Source organism: Rahnella bruchi, from assembly GCF_003614975.1.
In the GTDB taxonomy this organism is placed as follows: domain Bacteria; phylum Pseudomonadota; class Gammaproteobacteria; order Enterobacterales; family Enterobacteriaceae; genus Rahnella; species Rahnella bruchi.
In genome coordinates this window covers 82,406-99,825 of record NZ_QZWI01000003.1, presented here as the reverse complement: position 1 = coordinate 99,825, position 17,420 = coordinate 82,406, and the positions used below count along the sequence as shown (strand labels likewise).

Below are 17,420 nucleotides of genomic sequence, written 5' to 3'. Positions count from 1 at the left end.
AGACACGATGAGCAAAATTGCACTCATTACCGGCGGTGGCAGCGGTATCGGCCTGAGCGCGGCGAAAGCCCTGGAAGCGACTGGATTTACCGTGATCCTGACCGGGCGAAACAAAGAAAAGCTGGATCAGGCGGTTACACTGTTTGCGCCGGGACAGGCGGTGGCGCGTCAGCTGGATGTCACCAGCCCGCAATCAGTCGCCGCGCTGTTTCAGGATATTCAGGAAACCTTCGGACGGCTGGATGTGCTGTTCAATAATGCCGGCAATAACGTTAAAGATGTGCCGATCGAAGACCTGCCGGTGGAAGACTGGCTGTCGGTGATCAATACCAACCTGACCGGTGCTTTTTTATGTACTCAGGCAGCGGTGAAGCTGATGAAGCAGCAATCACCCCAGGGCGGACGCATCATTAACAATGGTTCTATTTCAGCGCAGTCGCCGCGCCCGAATTCCGCACCCTACACTGCCAGTAAACATGCCATTACCGGGCTGACCAAATCTACGGCGCTGGATGGACGTGCGTTCAATATCGCCTGCGGACAAATTGACGTCGGCAATGCGGCAACGGATATGGGCAATAAAGCGCTGGCGGGCAGAATGCAGGCTGACGGGCATATTGCCGAAGAACCGGTGATCCCGGTGGAGCGCGTCGGCGAGGCCGTGGCCTTTATGGCCGGGTTGCCGCTCGATACTAACGTGCTGACCATGACCATAATGGCGAGCGCCATGCCGCTGGTGGGCAGAGGATAAGTTGGGTTTCAGAGACAAAAAAACGGCCCTTTGCGGGCCGTTTTGCATTTCTGTTTAAGGATTACGCCGCTTTGGTTTTGCGTTTCCGGCCAAGCCAGAAAATCAGCACCAGCAGAACAATCACGCCGACCACCATCGCCGGAGCCATGAATGGCTGGAGTTTTGCCAGCAATGTGACCGGACCACCGGCGCGTAACACCGCGACATCCTGCGCACTGACCTGAACACCGGCGTTGCCGTAGTTTTTCAGCACGTAGTTCGAGATATCGGCGATCTGCTGATCGTCGAGCTGGCCGACATACGAACCTACGCCGAATTTCGGCATCAGAACGTGATGGTCGCCGACCTGGCGATCCACACCGTACAGAATGGCGGAAATCAGGTTAGAGGCGTTGCCCATGCCCGTTGCAGTGTTGTTGAACAGCGACGGATACGCCTGATTCTTGCTGCCAGAACCGTCCGGCTGGTGACAGCTGGCGCAATAACCGCTGAACAATGCCGCACCGTTATCGATGGTCTTGTTCGCGTTATACGGATGCGCACCGCGTAAACCTTCTTCCACATTCACCGGCTTACCGAAAGTATCCGCCGCCTGCGTATCGCGAGGGTCATGCACCGGCGTACTGTTCTTCAGGTAGAAGGCTATCGCGTTCAGATCCGTGTCAGACATGTACTGCAGGCTGTTTTGCACCGCTTCTGCCATGCCGCCCGCTGCCTGGTTTTTCCCGGCAGTACGGCCAGTTTTCAGATATTCCACCAGCTGAGCCTGCGACCAGTTACCGATACCGCTGACCGGATCAGAACTGATGTTTGGCGCATACCACGGGCCGACCATGCCGCCTGCCAGCGGTTTATCCGTCACAGAACCCATCATCAGGTTACGTGGCGTGTGGCAGGTATCGCAGTGACCGGCACCGTTGACCAGATAGGCGCCACGGTTCCATTGCTCGCTTTTCGACGGATCCGGTTTAAACGGCGTGCTGTCGAGATACATCATGTTCCAGCCCGCCATGGCAATACGCATGTTGAACGGGAACGGCAGGGCGGTTTCAGGATTAGGCTGCTCGACCGGCTTCACCCCTTGCTGGAAATAGACATACAGCGCATGCATGTCGGCATCGCTCATATGGCTGTAAGAGGTATAAGGCATGGCCGGATAAAGATTGGCACCATCAGGACGCACACCTTCACGCACCGCGCGGGTGAACTGTTCTTCGGTGTAATCACCGATACCAAACTGCTTCGACGGGGTGATGTTAGTGGTGTAAATCGTACCCATCGGCGAGTGGATTTCATAGCCACCCGCAAACGGCTTACCACCTTCTGGCGCGGTATGACAGGCCTGACAGTCAGCGGCGGTCGCGACTTCCTGACCCTGATGTATAAGTGCAGCCTGAGTGTCATCTGCCGTGGCGCTGGCGGCAAAGCCCCCGAACGCGGCGCTCAGCAGGCAGGCAGTGAGAAGTTTTTTCATGCAGCACCTGCCAGTTTTTTCGCCATATCGTCTGCCGCTTTCAGGCCGAGTGCAGCCATGGTCAGCGTACTGTTCACCACGCTGGAAGACGGAATAGCACCGCCGCCTGGCAACCACAGATTGGCGTGGTCGTGCGCCCGGCATTCGCCGTTGACCACGGAATCTTTCGGATCACTGCCCATGATGGTGCCGCCCATGATGTGGTTATTGGCATTAAGGCTGGTGGTAATGTTGAATTCTTCGGCCATAAACAGGGAACCGATGTGTTCCAGCTGTTTGTGCGCCGCTTCCGCGCCTTTACGCACGTAATCGCCGACATCGTAATGAATGTCCGGGCACGGCAAACCGTGCGGATCTTTACGGGTGGTGCTCAGCGTCAGGCGGTTATTCGGATCCGGCAACGGTTCCAGACTGATGGATAAGTCCACGCCAAAGATGGAACGGCGGCGAATTTCCTCATCCAGCTCTTTACCGACCAGACCCATCTGCAACGCTTTCGACGTTGCCGGGATCACGCGGCTGATGTTGTTGAGGATCATCTTGTTGGCAGAATAATCTTTGCGGAAATCTCCGTCGCGCGGCCCCACCAGACAGCTGCTCTGCGCCGGACCACGGCCAATCCAAAGCGGCTCTTTGGCGATGAACGTACAGTGGAAACCGGAGTGATCCATCATGTTACGTCCAACGTGATCAGAGGAGTTGGCGATACCGTTCGGGTTCTTTTCGTTCGCCGCCATCAGCAGCAGACGCGGGGTTTCGATGCCGTTACAGGCCAGTGCGAAAACTTTACCGGTGGCTTTATGCGATTTTTTATCGCTGTCCAGCCAGTGAACGGCAGTCACATTGTTGTTTTCATCGGTGTCGATTTTGTAGACCACCGCTTCGGCCAGCACCACGGCGCCTTTGTTCTCGGCGCGTTCAACGTGCGCAATGCCGTTGTACATCGCTCCAATCGGGCAGATCGGCTGGCAGTTGTTGTTACCGCAACAGGTCGGGCGACCGTTCCACGGGCGCGTGCTGCGGCCTTGCGGGATAGGCACTGAACGGTAACCGTGTGGGTTAACGATTTCAGCAAAACGCGTGTCGCCGTAACCGTAAGGCACCTGCTCCATCGGATAGGGTTTGCTGCGCTCGGAAGGGGATTGCAACTGCGGATCATTCGGGCCTGCTACGCCAATCTCTTCTTCAGCGCGGCAATAATATGGTTCGAGTTCATCGTATGAAATGGGCCAGTCGCGGCCCACGCCGTATAACGTTTTCATTTTGAAATCGTTAGGAACGTGACGCCAGCACGAAGCCGCCCAGTGCCAGGTGGTGCCGCCGACGGTGCGCAGATAACCCTGTTTGAAGCTGCCCGCGCTCGGTCCGGTCAGGTGGACATAGTTATTTTCCGGGAAATACAGCGGAGCAGGGGCTTTTTCTGACTGCGGATACAAACCCTGAAAGTCAGAACCGGCGCGGTTTTCGAACGGCATATTGCGCCAGTTTTCCACCGCCTGCGCACGTTCAATACGTAAGCCTGCTTCCAGCACCAGCACGGAATGTCCCTGGCTGACCAGCTGGTCGGCAATCATGCCGCCAACAATGCCGGAACCGACAACAATCACATCAGCAGACGCATCACCGTCTGCGGTAAATTCTGGTTTTTTCATCAGGCTTTACTCACAACATTTGTTTCAGAAGGATGGGTAAAACGATCGGCGTTCATGGATTCCGGCATTGCGGCAGCAGGAGGCGCAGCAGTGAAGTAAAGCGGACCGTTACCGCAGTAAGTCGGCACTATCAGACCGTCACTGACCGGGCGATACATCAGCGCATCTTTATAGGCAATCAAAATGGAATCGGTTCCATGTCCGACCGTACCGGTATACCACGCGGTGACGATGCTGGTGACCAGTTCGCCCAAACCATTTTGCTTTGCCACTTCCTGTAAATCTTTCGCGGCCTGACCCGGTTTCACCAGCGCATGTAACTTGCTCACCTGGGCAGGAAAGTCGGGCTGTGAACGGTAAAAGGCGTTGAAAATCTGAGCCGAAGAACCTTCGCTGATATTTTTATGTTCAGTGATGGCCTGTGATACCAGATAGAACTGACCGAAGATGACCGGCTCCCGTGTAGCGGTTTCTTTTTCCGCCTGGCTGAGCAACGGGAAGCCGAGCAGGGTGGTGGCCACCATCGCGGAGGTGAGGCCTTTCAGCAGTTCGCGACGACTGAAACCGGTTCCATTTTCAGGTGTGTTGTTTCCAATGATTGAAGGATCGTTTTCCATCTCTTTCTCGCTGGGAATGGGTTGTTTTGCCAAACGGCAGTGAATTCGCTTATGTGATTCTTATTATAATTTGCGTAATGCGAGATTTATCAGCGGGTTAGTTTCTGCCGATATCGGTCCCGATAGGGTATACCACTTATAACGGTGCGGATGATAAGCCAAAGAAGAGGGATTTGTGCAAACAAATTGTGCGGATTTATTAACATTAGATCCAGATTTTAACGTATGATGCGGCGCGGCAAAAAAGTGTAACCAACTGGTTCATTTCAGAATGAAATTAACAACTAACTTTGACTGTCACAGGAAGTGATTATCTTCTATTTGCCTGATAAATAGAGAATAAAAAAGGAAGAGGGTTTTAACTGAGATTGTCATTTGTATATTAAATGTAAACAAATAAGCAATTAAAAGTAACGTTAATTGATTAAAATGGTTGTGGATTAAGTCGGAAAAGGTTACAAATAAGCCAAAATGAGATCTGCCTCTCAGATTATTCGGGAGCAGGCATAAAAATGACCTGAGTTTGCGGTTTTGTATCCAGTGACGTTAATTTAATGTTAATTATTTGAGCGCAAGTTGGGCAAAGCGAAGACTGTCGGCTATAACTTAAGCAGTAGGGTTGTAGCGATTTTGTAAAAACATCTGGTATAAGATGTATGAATCATTGTCTGGGGAACCACGTGAATAATATCCAACTTTCGGTAGTACATCGTTTGCCGCAAAGTTATCGCTGGTTGTCGGGTTTTGCCGGTATCAAAGTTGAACCGATTCCGCTGCCTGGTAACGATGAAGATAACAATCTGATTGGTCTGAAACTGCTCAGCCACGAAGGCGAATTCGCCTGGCAGGTGATGCATCAGCTGACAAATGCGCTGGAAGATATTCAGGTTAAAGCAGCGATCGTCGAAATTGACGGTGAACCCTGCTTGTTTGTTCATCGTGAAGATGAAAGTGCCACGCTCTGCTGCCTGAAAAATATTGGCGCCGCGATCGCAGAATCCGTTACTGCACTTTATCCGTTCTGAACCGCCTGAAATTTCACTGTTTCAGGCGATGGCCTTCGACACCTTCATCGTCCCCTAACGGATTGTGTCGAATGCGTCTGACGCTGCCAGCAACTCACGGGTATAAGCCTGCTGCGGCGCAGTAAAAATCTGCTCACAATCTCCCTGTTCTACTACTTCCCCGTTTCGCAATACCATCAGCTGATGGCATAAAGACCGCACTACGTGCAAATCATGGCTGATAAACAGATACGTCAGACCGTGGCGTTGTTGCAGTTCGCTGAGGATAGTCAGAATTTGCGCCTGTACCGATTTATCCAGCGACGACGTAGGTTCATCAAGGATCAGCATTTCCGGCTGTAAAATCAGCGCGCGGGCAATGGCAATACGCTGGCGCTGACCGCCGGAAAACTCCGTGGGATAACGGTGACGTGTCTCCGGAAGTAATCCCACTTCCTGCATGGCGCGGACAACTTCTTTTTCCCGCTCCTGTTCGCTGATTTTCCTGTGAACCAGCAAACCTTCGGCGATGATTTGCCCGACCGTGAAACGGGGATTTAGCGCCGAGAAGGGATCCTGAAATACCACCTGTATCCGGCTGCGAAACGGCAGCATTTTTTTGCGCGAGAAAGTGTGCAGCGGATGGCCGTCAAACCAGATTTCCCCCTGCGATTTCATCAGCCGCAGCAATGCCAGACCTGTGGTGCTTTTACCTGAACCGGATTCGCCTACCACGCCAAGACTCTCGCCGCGACGCAGCTGAAAACTGACCTGATTTACCGCATGTTTGATACCGACGGTTCGGCGCAGCAGTCCGCGTTTCACCGGGAAACCGACATCCAGATTTTTAACGTCGAGCAGAACGGCAGATTCGTCTTTCAATGGTTGCGGGCGACCATGAGGTTCAGCCTGCAATAACTGACGCGTATAAGGATCTTGTGGATCGCTGAACAGCGTGGCGCGGGGTTGCTGTTCCACCACACGACCGTGCCGCATCACCGCCACGGTATCCGCCAGACGCCGCACTATGCGCAGGTTATGCGTGATGAACAGCATCGCCATGCCCATTTCCTGTTTGAGTTCATCGAGCAGCGATAAAATCTGTGCCTGCACGGAAACATCCAGCGCAGTGGTCGGTTCGTCAGCAATCAGGAGTTTCGGGCGAGTCAGCACCGCCATGGCAATCATCACGCGCTGGCGTTCACCGCCGGAAAGCTGATGCGGGAAATCTTTCAGGCGCGATTCTGCCTGGCGAATACCCACGCGATCCAGACAGCGCAGTATTTCGCTGCGGGCCACGTCACCCCGAAGATTACGGTGCAAGATCAGTACTTCTGTGAGCTGTTTTTCAAGGGTATGCAGCGGATTGAGCGAAACCATCGGCTCCTGAAAGATCATCGAAATTTCATTACCGCGGATCTGGCGCAGGGTATTGCTGCTGGCGTGAAGCAGCGATTGCCCGGCAAACACAATATCGCCCTGAGGATAGACAACGGAAGAAGGGAGCAGGCGTAATACCGACAGCGCGGTGACGCTTTTGCCGGAACCGGATTCACCGACCAGCGCCAGAGTTTCGCCGGCATGAATATTGAGCGAAACGTCGCTGACGACTTCCTGTGGCTGATTTCCCTGACGAAAGGCGACGCTGAGATTTTTGATTTGTAAGAGAGGAGTGTCTGTCATCTCAGAGCGCCTCATGATGATGTGCGGACGGATTAAAGGCGTCACGGACGGCTTCACCAATGAAAATCAGTAACGACAGCAATGCGGCCAGCACCACGAAGGCGCTGATGCCCAGCCACGGTGCCTGCAAATTATTTTTACCTTCCATCAGTAACGTGCCGAGCGAAGGCGAACCGAGCGGCAGGCCGAAACCCAGAAAATCCAGCGATGTCAGGGTGGTAATCGAACCACACAGAATAAACGGCAGATAAGTCAGTGTCGCCACCATCGCATTGGGCAGCATATGGCGGCGCATAATGGCGCTGTCACTGACACCCATCGCCTGCGCGGCCCGGATGTAATCAAAATTACGGGTGCGCAGGAATTCGGCCCGCACCACGCTGACCAGCGTCATCCATCCGGACAGCGCGGTGATCAGCAGCAGCCACCAGAAATTCGGCTGCACTACGCTTGCCAGAATGATAATCAGGAACAGCGTCGGTATGCTGGACCACACTTCAATAAAACGCTGGCCGAGCAGGTCAATCAGCCCGCCGTAATAACCCTGTGTGGCTCCGGCCATAATCCCAATCACAGAGGTCAGCACGGTCAGCATAATGCCGAAGAACAGTGAAATGCGCAGTCCGTAGAGAATTTGCGCCAGCACATCGTGACCGTTGCTGTCAGTACCCAGCCAGTTTTGTTCAGACGGTGGCGAAGGGAAGGGCTGCGTAGTGGAAAAGTTAATGGAGTTATAGCTGCTGCGGATAGGTGCCCAAACCGCCCAGCCGTGGTCTTCAATCTGGCGCACAACGAACGGATCCTGATAATCAGCAGGGGTTTCCAGCTCCCCGCCAAAGGTGGTTTCACTGTAGTTGACCAGAAATGGCACGTAGAGATGTCCCTGATAGCGTGCCAGCAGCGGTTTGTCATTGGCAATGACGTTGGATAACAGCACCAGAATCAGCATGACCATGAAAATCCACAGCGACCAGAAGCCGCGGCGGTTCTGGCAGAACCGCGCCCATCGCGCCTGACTGACGTTACCCAGCTTAAAAAGGCTCATTACTGGCGGCCCTCAAAATCGATACGCGGGTCAACCAGCGTGTAAGTGATGTCACTGACAATATTAAGCAGCAAACCAATCAGCGTGAAAACATACAGCGTGCCGAAAATCACCGGGAAATCGCGTTGTACGATGGCGTCGTAACCCAGCAATCCCAGCCCCTGTAAAGAAAACATCACTTCAATCAGCAAGGACCCGGTGAAAAACATGCTGATAAAGGTGGCAGGGAAACCGGCAATCACCAGCAGCATCGCGTTGCGAAAGACATGCCGGTACAAAATCTGTTTCTCGTTTAGCCCCTTGGCGCGCGCGGTCACTACATACTGCTTGCCCACTTCATCCATAAACGAGTTTTTGGTCAGCATGGTTAACGTGGCAAATCCGCCAATCACCGTCGCCAGCACCGGCAATGTGATATGCCAGAGATAATCGGTCACTTTGCCGTACCACGGCAGGGTATCAAAATTCGGGGATGTCAGGCCGCGCAGCGGGAACCAGTCGAGATAACTGCCGCCGGTAAACAGCACAATCAATAAGATAGCGAACAGAAACGAAGGCACGGCATAGCCGACGATAATCACTGAACTGCTCCAGGTATCGAACCGCGAGCCGTTACGTACCGCTTTGCGGATGCCGAGCGGAATCGATACCAGATAGATAATCAGTGTGCTCCACAGGCCGATGGTGACAGAAACAGGCAACGCGTTTTTCACCAGCCCCATCACCGAAGAACCGCGGAACAGGCTGTCGCCAAAATCAAACCGGACATAATCCGACAGCATGTCGAAATACCGCACGTGCAGAGGCTTGTCGAAACCGAAACGGTGGGTAATCTCGGCGATCACTTCCGGATCAAGGCCACGGGCACCGCGATACTGACCTTCGCCAAACTGCGCCAGACCGGGTGATGCTTTGCCATTCCCGCTGCCTCCACCTGCACCGGGTAAACCGCTGGATTGCCCCATTTCAATGGCGGCAATGGCCTGATCAACCGGTCCGCCAGGCGCGATTTGCACAATGAAAAAGTTAATTGTGATGATCGCCCACAGCGTCGGGATCACCAGCAGTAGTCGTCTTAAAAGATAGGCGGCCACAATCTGCTCCTCAGCGGCGTTGCGCAGGTAAACGGGCTGCGCGGTTTACGTCGTACCACCACGTATCGAGTTCCATTCCATTGGACGGGGCGATGGCCGGCATCGAAAATTTATCCCAGTACGCATAGCGTTCGTGGTTGGTGTACCACATCGGGATCATCACCATATTCCAGGTCAGTACGCGATCAAGCGCATGTCCTAGCGCTAACAACGCATCGGGTTTACCCTGATTCGCGGCAATTTCATCGGTCAGTTTATCGATGGCCGGGTCGCTGATACCCGATTTGTTATAAGTGGAATCGAGATATTGAGTATTCCAGTAAATCCGCAAATCGCTGCTCGGATAAGAAGTGGCAGGATAAACCGTCGGGATCATATCGTAATCGCGCTGGCGCATACGGCGCACGAACTGCGAGCTATCCACTTCACGGATCGACATTTTGATGCCCAGACGTTGCAGATTATGCTGGAACGGCAGCACATATTGCGAGTTCCCGCCGCCCGGCAGCAGCAGTTCAAAAGTAAACGGCTTGCCGGTTTTGCTGTTCACCAGCACCTGATCTTTTACTTCCCATCCCGCTTCTTTCAGCAATGCCGTGGCTTTCAGCAGATTGGCGCGATCGTTGCCACTGCCGTCGGAACGGGGTGGCTGATACAGCGAGGTGAAGACTTCCGCAGGCACCTGGCCTTTCAGGGGGCCGAGCCAGGCCAGCTCGGCAGAGTTCGGATAATCTTTTGCCGCGTAATCTGTATTCTGGAAGTAACTGTTCACCCGCTGGTAGGCGCTGAAATAGAGTGCCTTATTCATCCAGTCAAAATCGAATGCCAGAGTAATGGCCTCGCGCACTTTGCGGTCGGCGAATTGCGGGCGATGAAGATTGAAAGCGAGCCAGCGTGTATCCTGCGCTGCCTGATTTTCTTCATCCGCTTTCACAATGAAATTTTTACTGAAATTGCCGCCCTGATACTGCGTTGACCAGTTCTTTGGCGAGGGTTCCATGCGGAAATCAAAGGCACCGGATTTAAAGGCCTCCAGCGCGACATTATCATCCAGATAATAATCGTAGCGGATGGTGTCGAAGTTATAGCGCCCGCGGTTAACCGGTAAATTAGCGGCCCAGTAGTCAGGAACCCGCGAGTAAGTGATGTACTGGCCGAGCTTATAATCACTGATGCGGTATGGCCCGCTGCCTGGCGGTGGCGTGCTAAGGGGTTCGTTGAATTTATGGTTTTCCCAAAACACCTGGGGCAAAACTGGCAGGCCCAGTAGTCCGAGCATCATGTCTTTATCAGGTTTGGGCAAGACCATGCGCACCGTCAGACGCGATATGGCTTTTACTTCCACACCTTTATAAACCACGCGAAATTGCGGTACGCCTTCGGTCATGAACTTTTTGAAGCTGAAAGCCACGTCGCTGGCGGTGATCGGGGTGTTGTCGTTAAAACGGGCGCGCGGGTTAATGTCCACTTCGACCCAGCGGTACTGGCTGTCATAACGGGCAGAATCTGCAATCAGCGGATAATAGCTGCCGATTTCGTCGCTGGAGGTGGTGAACAGGCTATCGTAAAGCGAGCCGCTGCGTGCCGCCGGATTGCCCCGTGAGGCGAAGCGGTTGAAGTTGTCATAGGTGCCGATAGCGGCCAGCGTAATCTGTCCTCCCTTCGGCGCGGCGGGATTGACGTAGTCAAAACTGGTGAAGTTAGAGACATATTTGGGTTCGCCTAAAATGGCAAACGCATAGCTGTCCTGTATGACTTCGGCTTGTGCGCTGAGACTCAGCAGGCACAGCACACCGGCAAACACGCGAGAAAACATCCTGAATCAGCACTCCTGTGAGGGTGAGAGCATCGTGCGGGCATTGCCGCAGATTATTGTTCGGGTTTAATCAATTGATAGCTAAGGCCTTGTAACGCACCAGCCTTAGATTTCATCCCTGATTCCGGCCTTTTTATCACAACCGGATGCAGACGCCTAAAAGAAAAATGGAACAAAAGATGCAAAAAAAGATGAAAAAAACAGTCAGGCCGGCCGGAAGCTAAATGTGGTACGTGGATTCTTTCTCGTTGAAATCGCGGATGAAGTCCAGAAGCACCGGTATACCCAGCGGTTTGCTGTATAAATAGCCCTGCAGGTAAGTAACACCATGATTACGCAAATATTCTGCCTGTTGCTGCGTTTCGACCCCTTCTGCCACTGTTTTCAGCTTCAGCTCTTCTGTGAGTTTAAGCACGGTATCCAGGACGGGGGCGATTAAGGTTTTCTGATCGATAGACATGACAAAACCACGGTCGATTTTAAGATAGTCCAGAGTGAATTTTTCCAGGTAAATCAGCGCGCTGTGGCCGGTACCAAAATCATCAATAGCGATTTCTATTTTGTGGCGACGCAGCCAGTTGAATTCCCGCAGTGCGCCTTCGGTATCAATCATTCCGCGTTCCGTTATTTCAAAAACGACCTGAAAAGCATTCTCCGGCAAGGCTTCGATAAAATTCATGACGTCATCATGAAAGCTGACTTTCTCCATATGGTGCGGAGAAATATTAATGCTGAGCTTTCCCGGTTCTGCAAAAACATGCTGCATTTTATGTGCGTCCTGCGCGACAAGAATCATCATGTGTCGCGTCAGTTCGACGATAAGCCCCTGGTTTTCTGCATAGGCGATAAACACATCCGGCGGGATCCGCCCTTCAATAGGATGTTGCCAGCGCAGCAATGCTTCCACACCGGTGACTTTCAACGTTTTTGAGTCAATCACTGGCTGATACTCAACAAAGAATTCTTTGTTTTTCAGACCGCGCAGGATCTCGCGTTCAACGTTATGGCGGTTAAGCAGGCTGTGATAAATCAGGGCGCATACCATCAGGCTCAGCAGCAGTCCACCGGAGAGGGTAAAGAGAACGCTGTCGCCGGTCAGGGTAGGGGAATAAAGACGGACGGTGAACGGGTAACCCTCAATTCTGGCCTCGGTAAAATGGCTGTGGGGTAATTTACTGACCGGAATCAGCTGATCCTGCGCTGAAATCAATGCTGAGTCACCCACCAGCAAAGCAAATCCCCGGTAACCTGAGCCCGGCTGGGCAAACAGCATATAAGGCGAGAGTGTCAGCTCAAGCGTGGCGATCACGCCATCGTTACTGGCTCCCGGATTGCGCTGCCAGACAATGATCACCGCGCGGTTAGGGACGGCAGGCGTCCCCATTTGCAGGTTGATACTCATTGTTTTGTCGAAATCGATGTCATGGAGGGAGCTGTTGGCGGGAATATTCTGGTTGCCGGAGGCCGAAGAACAAAAAACCATTCCGTCACGCACCAGCTGAAAATCACGCACACCCACGCTGAATGCGGCGTCCCGATTTAATTCACCCGCAATAGAATTACAGGGCTCATCAGTGAGCAGTGCAATTTTGCCCATTGTGTCGGAAAGTTGATGTAAATAGTTAGCCGCATAACGGGCGGTTCGTTGAGCGATTTGCTCCTGTTCACGCAGGGTATTTGTTTTAATAACGGTGAGGGTGACGGCAGTAAACAAAATGAAAAACAGGGCTGAAAAAAGGATACTTCTTTTTAAATACCGGCGCTTGGGTAATACGGTGTGTGTTAACGCCGTTTTTAAACCCATATGTTTTGCCCTTATTCTCGCCGAAGAAATAAAAGTATAACGTAGTCAAAAAAACTACAGACATTAAATACACTTTATTACAGGCATAAAAAAACGCCATCCGAAGATGACGTTTTTTTATTCGCTTGGCATAGGACAACAAGAACTAAATCATAAGCTAACGTGATTAACCGTTAGCTAAAACTCGTCTTGCTTCACGATAACGTGCATTCCAGTAGGACTCTTTCAGATTTGAAATCATCACACCGTTGCTGGTGGACGCATGAACAAACTGATCGTTGCCTAAATAAATGCCGACGTGACGGCCTGTAGAGCCAGCACGGAACAGAACCAGATCACCCGGACGCAGTTTCGTGCGCTGAACTTTCTTGCCCTTTTCTTCCTGTTCATAAGTAGAACGAGGGAGATCCATACCAAATTGTTCGCGGAATGTTACCTGAACGAACGCTGAGCAATCGATACCACGCTTGCTGTCGCCGCCTAACCGATAACGAACGCCTTTCCAGTCAGCGTACTGATCCATAATTTTGGATTTAACGTTGACGCTACGAACCATTGCTTCGAATTCATCCTGAGAGGCTTGCAGTAGAAGACCGTCTTTGTCATTTACTGCACGCATATCAGTTTGTGCGCTTTCTGTGTTCGAAGAATGCATACCACTACACGCAGAGAGAAGAATTGCTGCGCCAATCGCGGGAATCATCCGCGTGATATATCTCAGAAACGGTTGAGACTTGACCATTATTGTTGTTATCCCTTGCTGTCCTTAACGATGAAATCGTTATTAAAATTGCCAAACGAAGCGAGACTACCTGCCGCAATTAGTTGGGACAAACACCAGACTGGTAAAATGTGCGTTAGAGCACGTTTTTTCCTTCAATACGGGTATTTTAGTCACATTTCTATGAGGGCGATTTGGAGAGTACCGTAATGAATAAGGGATTGCGAGAGGTTTTACGGGATTTTTTATAAGAAATTGTGATGTAAGCTGATGTAAGTAATCATGTTAAAAACGATGGGTGATTTATATACGAATTTGGGTTAAAACCGCGCCACAAGCGGGTTCCACATGCAAAATCCAGTAAAGTATATCCGGGAATTGTCTGAAAAAAACGTCAGGCAGATCATAAACATCTGCCTGACCATAATTTAATTATATGAATGCAAAATTATGGGGCCGTTTTAGGAATTTTTTTACCCGGCAATTTTCTCTCAAGCCAGTTGATCAACATATCGCTGGCCGGAGTCATCAGCCACCAGCTTGCACCTACCAGGACGACTGACATCGAACCCACGGCAATATCCGTAAACCAGTGTGCGCCAATCATCACGCGCGGCAGCGAGAAGATGATGGTGATCAGCAGCGCAATAAAGAAGGCTGACTTGCTCAGATAACGCAGCATAAAGCAGGAGAAAATAATCAGCATCATGCCGTGGTCGCCGGGGAAGCTGTCTGCGGAGGCATCTTTCGTCGGGATTCCGGTCAGCTGACTGACACGGTTTACGCCCTGGAAGCTCAGCGAAGGGCTTTTGTGACTGACCGGCAATAAATGGCCGAGCTGATTAAGCACGACGGCGGTCAGCAGCATCACGACGCCAATAATGATGAAGCGGCGGCGGCCTGCGTTGTCCTGTTTCAGGAAATAACTCAGATAGAGCATACCCATTGCCAGCAACGAGATCAGATCAAACGCACGGTTGTTAGTCACTGCGACCAGATGCAGGAACCACGCGTCAGTCGCCAGATGCTGGTTAAAGAAGAAAAATATCGACTTATCAATCGGGAACCAGAAACCGTGATTCGCGGGTAAATAGAAAGACAGAAAGAGGGCAATACCTAAGCCATTGAGGAGCAGGATTGCAGGAATATTTCGGCGCCACATATATGAAGACCTATTCTTAGCAGGGTAACGATTAACGTAATGGGCGTTAACTTAATCCGTTTAACTTAAACGAATCTTCAACAAAGACGATTGTAAGGTATTCCATGGCACTTCTTTTTGCGTAATGAGCTCAATTCTGCTGTCCAAGGGTGCCACCGGCTTAGTTTCGATTCTCAGATCATGACCCTGGCGGTTAATCATCAGCGCCCCTTCTTCAATGCGAATTATTCCCTTCACGCGGTCAACTGGCACGGCGCGTACCCAGTCGAGTATTCCTGCCGTATCAAATACCGTTTCGCCATCAAATATCCAGCCGCAACTGGTGTAACCGCCCGCTTCGTTAAGCGCACGTCTCCAGCGCTGCTTTTCCGGCAGGCTCAGTGCCGCCAGCCCGCGCTTTGATGAATGAGCGTGATGATGTCGGCCTTCCGGTAATTCGGTGTGATTGAGGCGCGGCAAATCCAGCAGGGCAGGGTCAATCTCCCCCTGAGAAGCCACCACCAGCAGGCGTTCACGGCCATTTTCGCTGAACCATTTTCCCAGCGCCTGGCGGTCATTCTCCTGAGCGACATCTGCTTTGTTAGCTATGATCACATCCGCCGCTGCGAGCTGATCGCGGAAATTTTCATTTTCAATGACGCGCTGTTCATTCAGCTGGCGCGGATCGAGCAAACACAAAGTGGCATTGAGTGTCAGCCAGTTGCTGTATACCTCAGAGGTTAATAAAGAAAGGATCTGTTTCGGATGGCCCAGTCCGGTGGGCTCGATCAGTAACCGATCAGGCTTTGCCTGCTGCAATAACATGTTCAGCCCGACCTGCATCGGTAAGCCATTAACGCAGCACATGCATCCGCCGGGGATTTCCTTCAGCACCGCGCCGCTGTCCGCCAGCAGTGCGCCATCGATTCCAATCTCTCCGAACTCATTGACCAGTACGGCCCATTTTTCACCTTCTGGTTTTTGAGCCAGCAGATGGCGCAGTGTGGTGGTTTTACCGCTTCCCAGAAAGCCAGTGATCAGGTTGGTTTTGGTCATGGTTCACATCCTTTCAAAAATTATCTCGTCAATGTGCAGCGGCCCGTAAAGAAAATCCAGTTTCGTGCCGATTAATGACATGGATTGCTTATGCCCGTCATACGCCATCCACAGTTTATTTCATCGTTCGCAGTGCGAATTTGTTTAGATGCATTAATGTTAAATTGCGGTTACTTAAAAATTGCAATCAGTTTTTTTGATGAGGGTATTGCCATGAACAGAGTGAAATGGATGCTGTTTTTGGGAGTGATGGCCTCAGGGATGGCTTCGAATTCTTATGCCGCGTCCAGCGGGACAATTCATTTTTATGGTGCGATCGTCGAGGAGGGATGCAGCTTCGTCAACGGCGGAAACAAAGTGACCAGCAGCTGTGAGCGCGGAGCGACTAAACTCACGCAAGTCCACACGCTGGATCCCAAAAATTCTTCTGCATTCTCATTGCCGTTATCATTGGGGCAAGTGACCACAGAGCACATCAATAATAATCCGCATCTTGCCGTAATGACCGTGAGTTACAACTGAAGCACTTCCTAATCATAATGTTCTCTGACTAATTTATAGCCGGTATTACGTGCTGACTTATTAATGCCGGGTCAAGAGGACAGACAACTTACCCAACTGGCCGGCCCAATTTTGATCGGGCCGTCAGTTTTCTTCTCCCGTCCTTTCCCTTTATGCCGACATGTTATAATTTTCTCTCTTATTTCAGGCATCAGAGCATGTGAACAGTTGTCGGACCAATTGAATGCGTGCCACAGACAGGGGCGAAAATATGCGACTTTATCAGGAGATTGGCGGCCATTTACGCCGCGATATCCATGCCGGGAAATATACGCCCGGCGATCGTCTTCCTCCTGAACGTGATATTGCTGAATCCTATTCCGTCAGCCGCAGCGTGGTGCGCGAAGCGCTGATTATGCTTGAGCTGGAAAAAATCATTGAAGTGCGCAAAGGCTCCGGTGTGTATGTGCTGAAACAGCCTGAAAACACGCCACCGGAACTGGCTGACAGCGGTTACGGCCCGTTCGAATTATTGCAGGCGCGGCAGTTGCTGGAAAGCGAAGTGGCCGCCTTTGCTGCTATGCAGGCGACGAAAACGGATATTTTGCAGATGCGCGATGCCATTGACGCTCAGCGTGATTGCATTGCCCGTGGTGTGACGGATGAAGCCGAAGATCAGCGGTTTCATGCCTTACTGGCGCAGGCATCGCAAAACAGTGTGCTGGTAAAACTGGTTGATGATCTCTGGCAGATCCGCCAGCGCAGTTCGATGTGGGAAGGCATTCATCAGCACGTGGTCGATAAAAGCTATCATCAGATCTGGTTGCAGGACCATCAGACTATCCTGCAGGCGGTGTTGCGACGGGATCCGAAGGCCGCGAAACAGGCGATGTGGCAGCATCTGGAGAACGTGAAAGATATGCTGTTGCAGGTATCGGACGCTGACGATCCGTCTTTTGATGGTTTTTTATTTTCGTCCGTTCCTTCAGAGCTGAATGACTGAGGGCTGCACCAATAAAAACGGCTGCCTGAGCAGCCGCTTATCGTTATTCGTTTACTTT

15 protein-coding genes are annotated in these 17,420 nt (G+C 51.7%); 4 read left to right on the top strand and 11 right to left on the bottom strand.

All coding sequences use genetic code 11. The features are described from left to right. Positions 1 to 7 precede the first annotated feature (7 nt). Complete coding sequence (locus D5398_RS07710) at positions 8 to 751, top strand: SDR family oxidoreductase (protein WP_120507086.1); 744 nt, start codon at positions 8 to 10, stop codon at positions 749 to 751. 61 nt (positions 752 to 812) lie between these two features. On the opposite strand, the gene D5398_RS07705 is transcribed toward D5398_RS07710, so the two are convergent. Genes D5398_RS07705 through D5398_RS07695 form a run of 3 tightly spaced genes read right to left on the bottom strand, consistent with a single transcriptional unit; the run spans position 813 to position 4,494 of the window. Then, on the bottom strand, positions 813 to 2,225 hold the full coding sequence (locus D5398_RS07705) for a cytochrome c (protein ID WP_120507085.1): 1,413 nt from the start codon (positions 2,223 to 2,225) through the stop codon (positions 813 to 815). Continuing rightward, positions 2,222 to 3,877, bottom strand: a complete 1,656-nt coding sequence (locus D5398_RS07700) for a GMC family oxidoreductase (RefSeq protein WP_120507084.1) — start codon at positions 3,875 to 3,877, stop codon at positions 2,222 to 2,224. The genes D5398_RS07705 and D5398_RS07700 overlap by 4 nt, the downstream gene beginning before the upstream one ends. Continuing rightward, positions 3,877 to 4,494 (bottom strand): sorbitol dehydrogenase family protein, encoded by a 618-nt coding sequence (locus D5398_RS07695; RefSeq protein ID WP_120507083.1) that lies wholly within the window; start codon positions 4,492 to 4,494, stop codon positions 3,877 to 3,879. The genes D5398_RS07700 and D5398_RS07695 overlap by 1 nt, the downstream gene beginning before the upstream one ends. A 680-nt stretch (positions 4,495 to 5,174) precedes the next feature. Between D5398_RS07695 and D5398_RS07690 the strand changes: the two genes are divergently transcribed. After that, entirely contained in the window at positions 5,175 to 5,519 is a 345-nt protein-coding gene (locus tag D5398_RS07690; protein ID WP_120131312.1) for a YejG family protein, read from the top strand. Positions 5,520 to 5,573: 54 nt separating this feature from the next. Here the strand turns inward: D5398_RS07690 and yejF are convergent, their stop codons facing one another. From yejF to D5398_RS07650, 8 genes are all read right to left on the bottom strand, one after another. Further along, positions 5,574 to 7,181, bottom strand: a complete 1,608-nt coding sequence (yejF, locus tag D5398_RS07685) for a microcin C ABC transporter ATP-binding protein YejF (RefSeq protein ID WP_120507082.1) — start codon at positions 7,179 to 7,181, stop codon at positions 5,574 to 5,576. Position 7,182: 1 nt separating this feature from the next. Continuing rightward, complete coding sequence (locus D5398_RS07680; protein WP_120507081.1) at positions 7,183 to 8,226, bottom strand: ABC transporter permease; 1,044 nt, start codon at positions 8,224 to 8,226, stop codon at positions 7,183 to 7,185. Next, complete coding sequence (gene yejB / locus D5398_RS07675; RefSeq protein WP_120507080.1) at positions 8,226 to 9,320, bottom strand: microcin C ABC transporter permease YejB; 1,095 nt, start codon at positions 9,318 to 9,320, stop codon at positions 8,226 to 8,228. Before yejB ends, D5398_RS07680 begins: the two co-directional genes overlap by 1 nt. A gap of 10 nt (positions 9,321 to 9,330) precedes the next feature. Beyond that, positions 9,331 to 11,136, bottom strand: a complete 1,806-nt coding sequence (locus D5398_RS07670; protein WP_120507079.1) for an extracellular solute-binding protein — start codon at positions 11,134 to 11,136, stop codon at positions 9,331 to 9,333. A 220-nt stretch (positions 11,137 to 11,356) separates the two neighbouring features. Further along, entirely contained in the window at positions 11,357 to 12,940 is a 1,584-nt protein-coding gene (locus D5398_RS07665) for a cyclic di-GMP phosphodiesterase (protein ID WP_244216727.1), read from the bottom strand. Between the two features lie 166 nt (positions 12,941 to 13,106). Then, entirely contained in the window at positions 13,107 to 13,682 is a 576-nt protein-coding gene (gene mepS, locus D5398_RS07660) for a bifunctional murein DD-endopeptidase/murein LD-carboxypeptidase (protein WP_120131317.1), read from the bottom strand. 427 nt (positions 13,683 to 14,109) lie between these two features. Next, a complete protein-coding gene (locus D5398_RS07655) occupies positions 14,110 to 14,823 on the bottom strand; it encodes a phosphatase PAP2 family protein (RefSeq protein ID WP_120507078.1) in 714 nt (237 codons plus the stop codon). Positions 14,824 to 14,883: 60 nt separating this feature from the next. Further along, on the bottom strand, positions 14,884 to 15,858 hold the full coding sequence (locus tag D5398_RS07650) for a CobW family GTP-binding protein (RefSeq protein ID WP_120507077.1): 975 nt from the start codon (positions 15,856 to 15,858) through the stop codon (positions 14,884 to 14,886). 90 nt (positions 15,859 to 15,948) lie between these two features. On the opposite strand from D5398_RS07650, the gene D5398_RS07645 reads away from it, so the two are divergent. Both D5398_RS07645 and D5398_RS07640 read left to right on the top strand, forming a co-directional pair. Next, positions 15,949 to 16,380 (top strand): hypothetical protein, encoded by a 432-nt coding sequence (locus D5398_RS07645; RefSeq protein ID WP_244216726.1) that lies wholly within the window; start codon positions 15,949 to 15,951, stop codon positions 16,378 to 16,380. Between the two features lie 250 nt (positions 16,381 to 16,630). Beyond that, positions 16,631 to 17,362, top strand: coding sequence for an FCD domain-containing protein (locus tag D5398_RS07640; protein WP_120507076.1), 732 nt, complete (start codon positions 16,631 to 16,633; stop codon positions 17,360 to 17,362). Positions 17,363 to 17,420 lie beyond the last annotated feature (58 nt).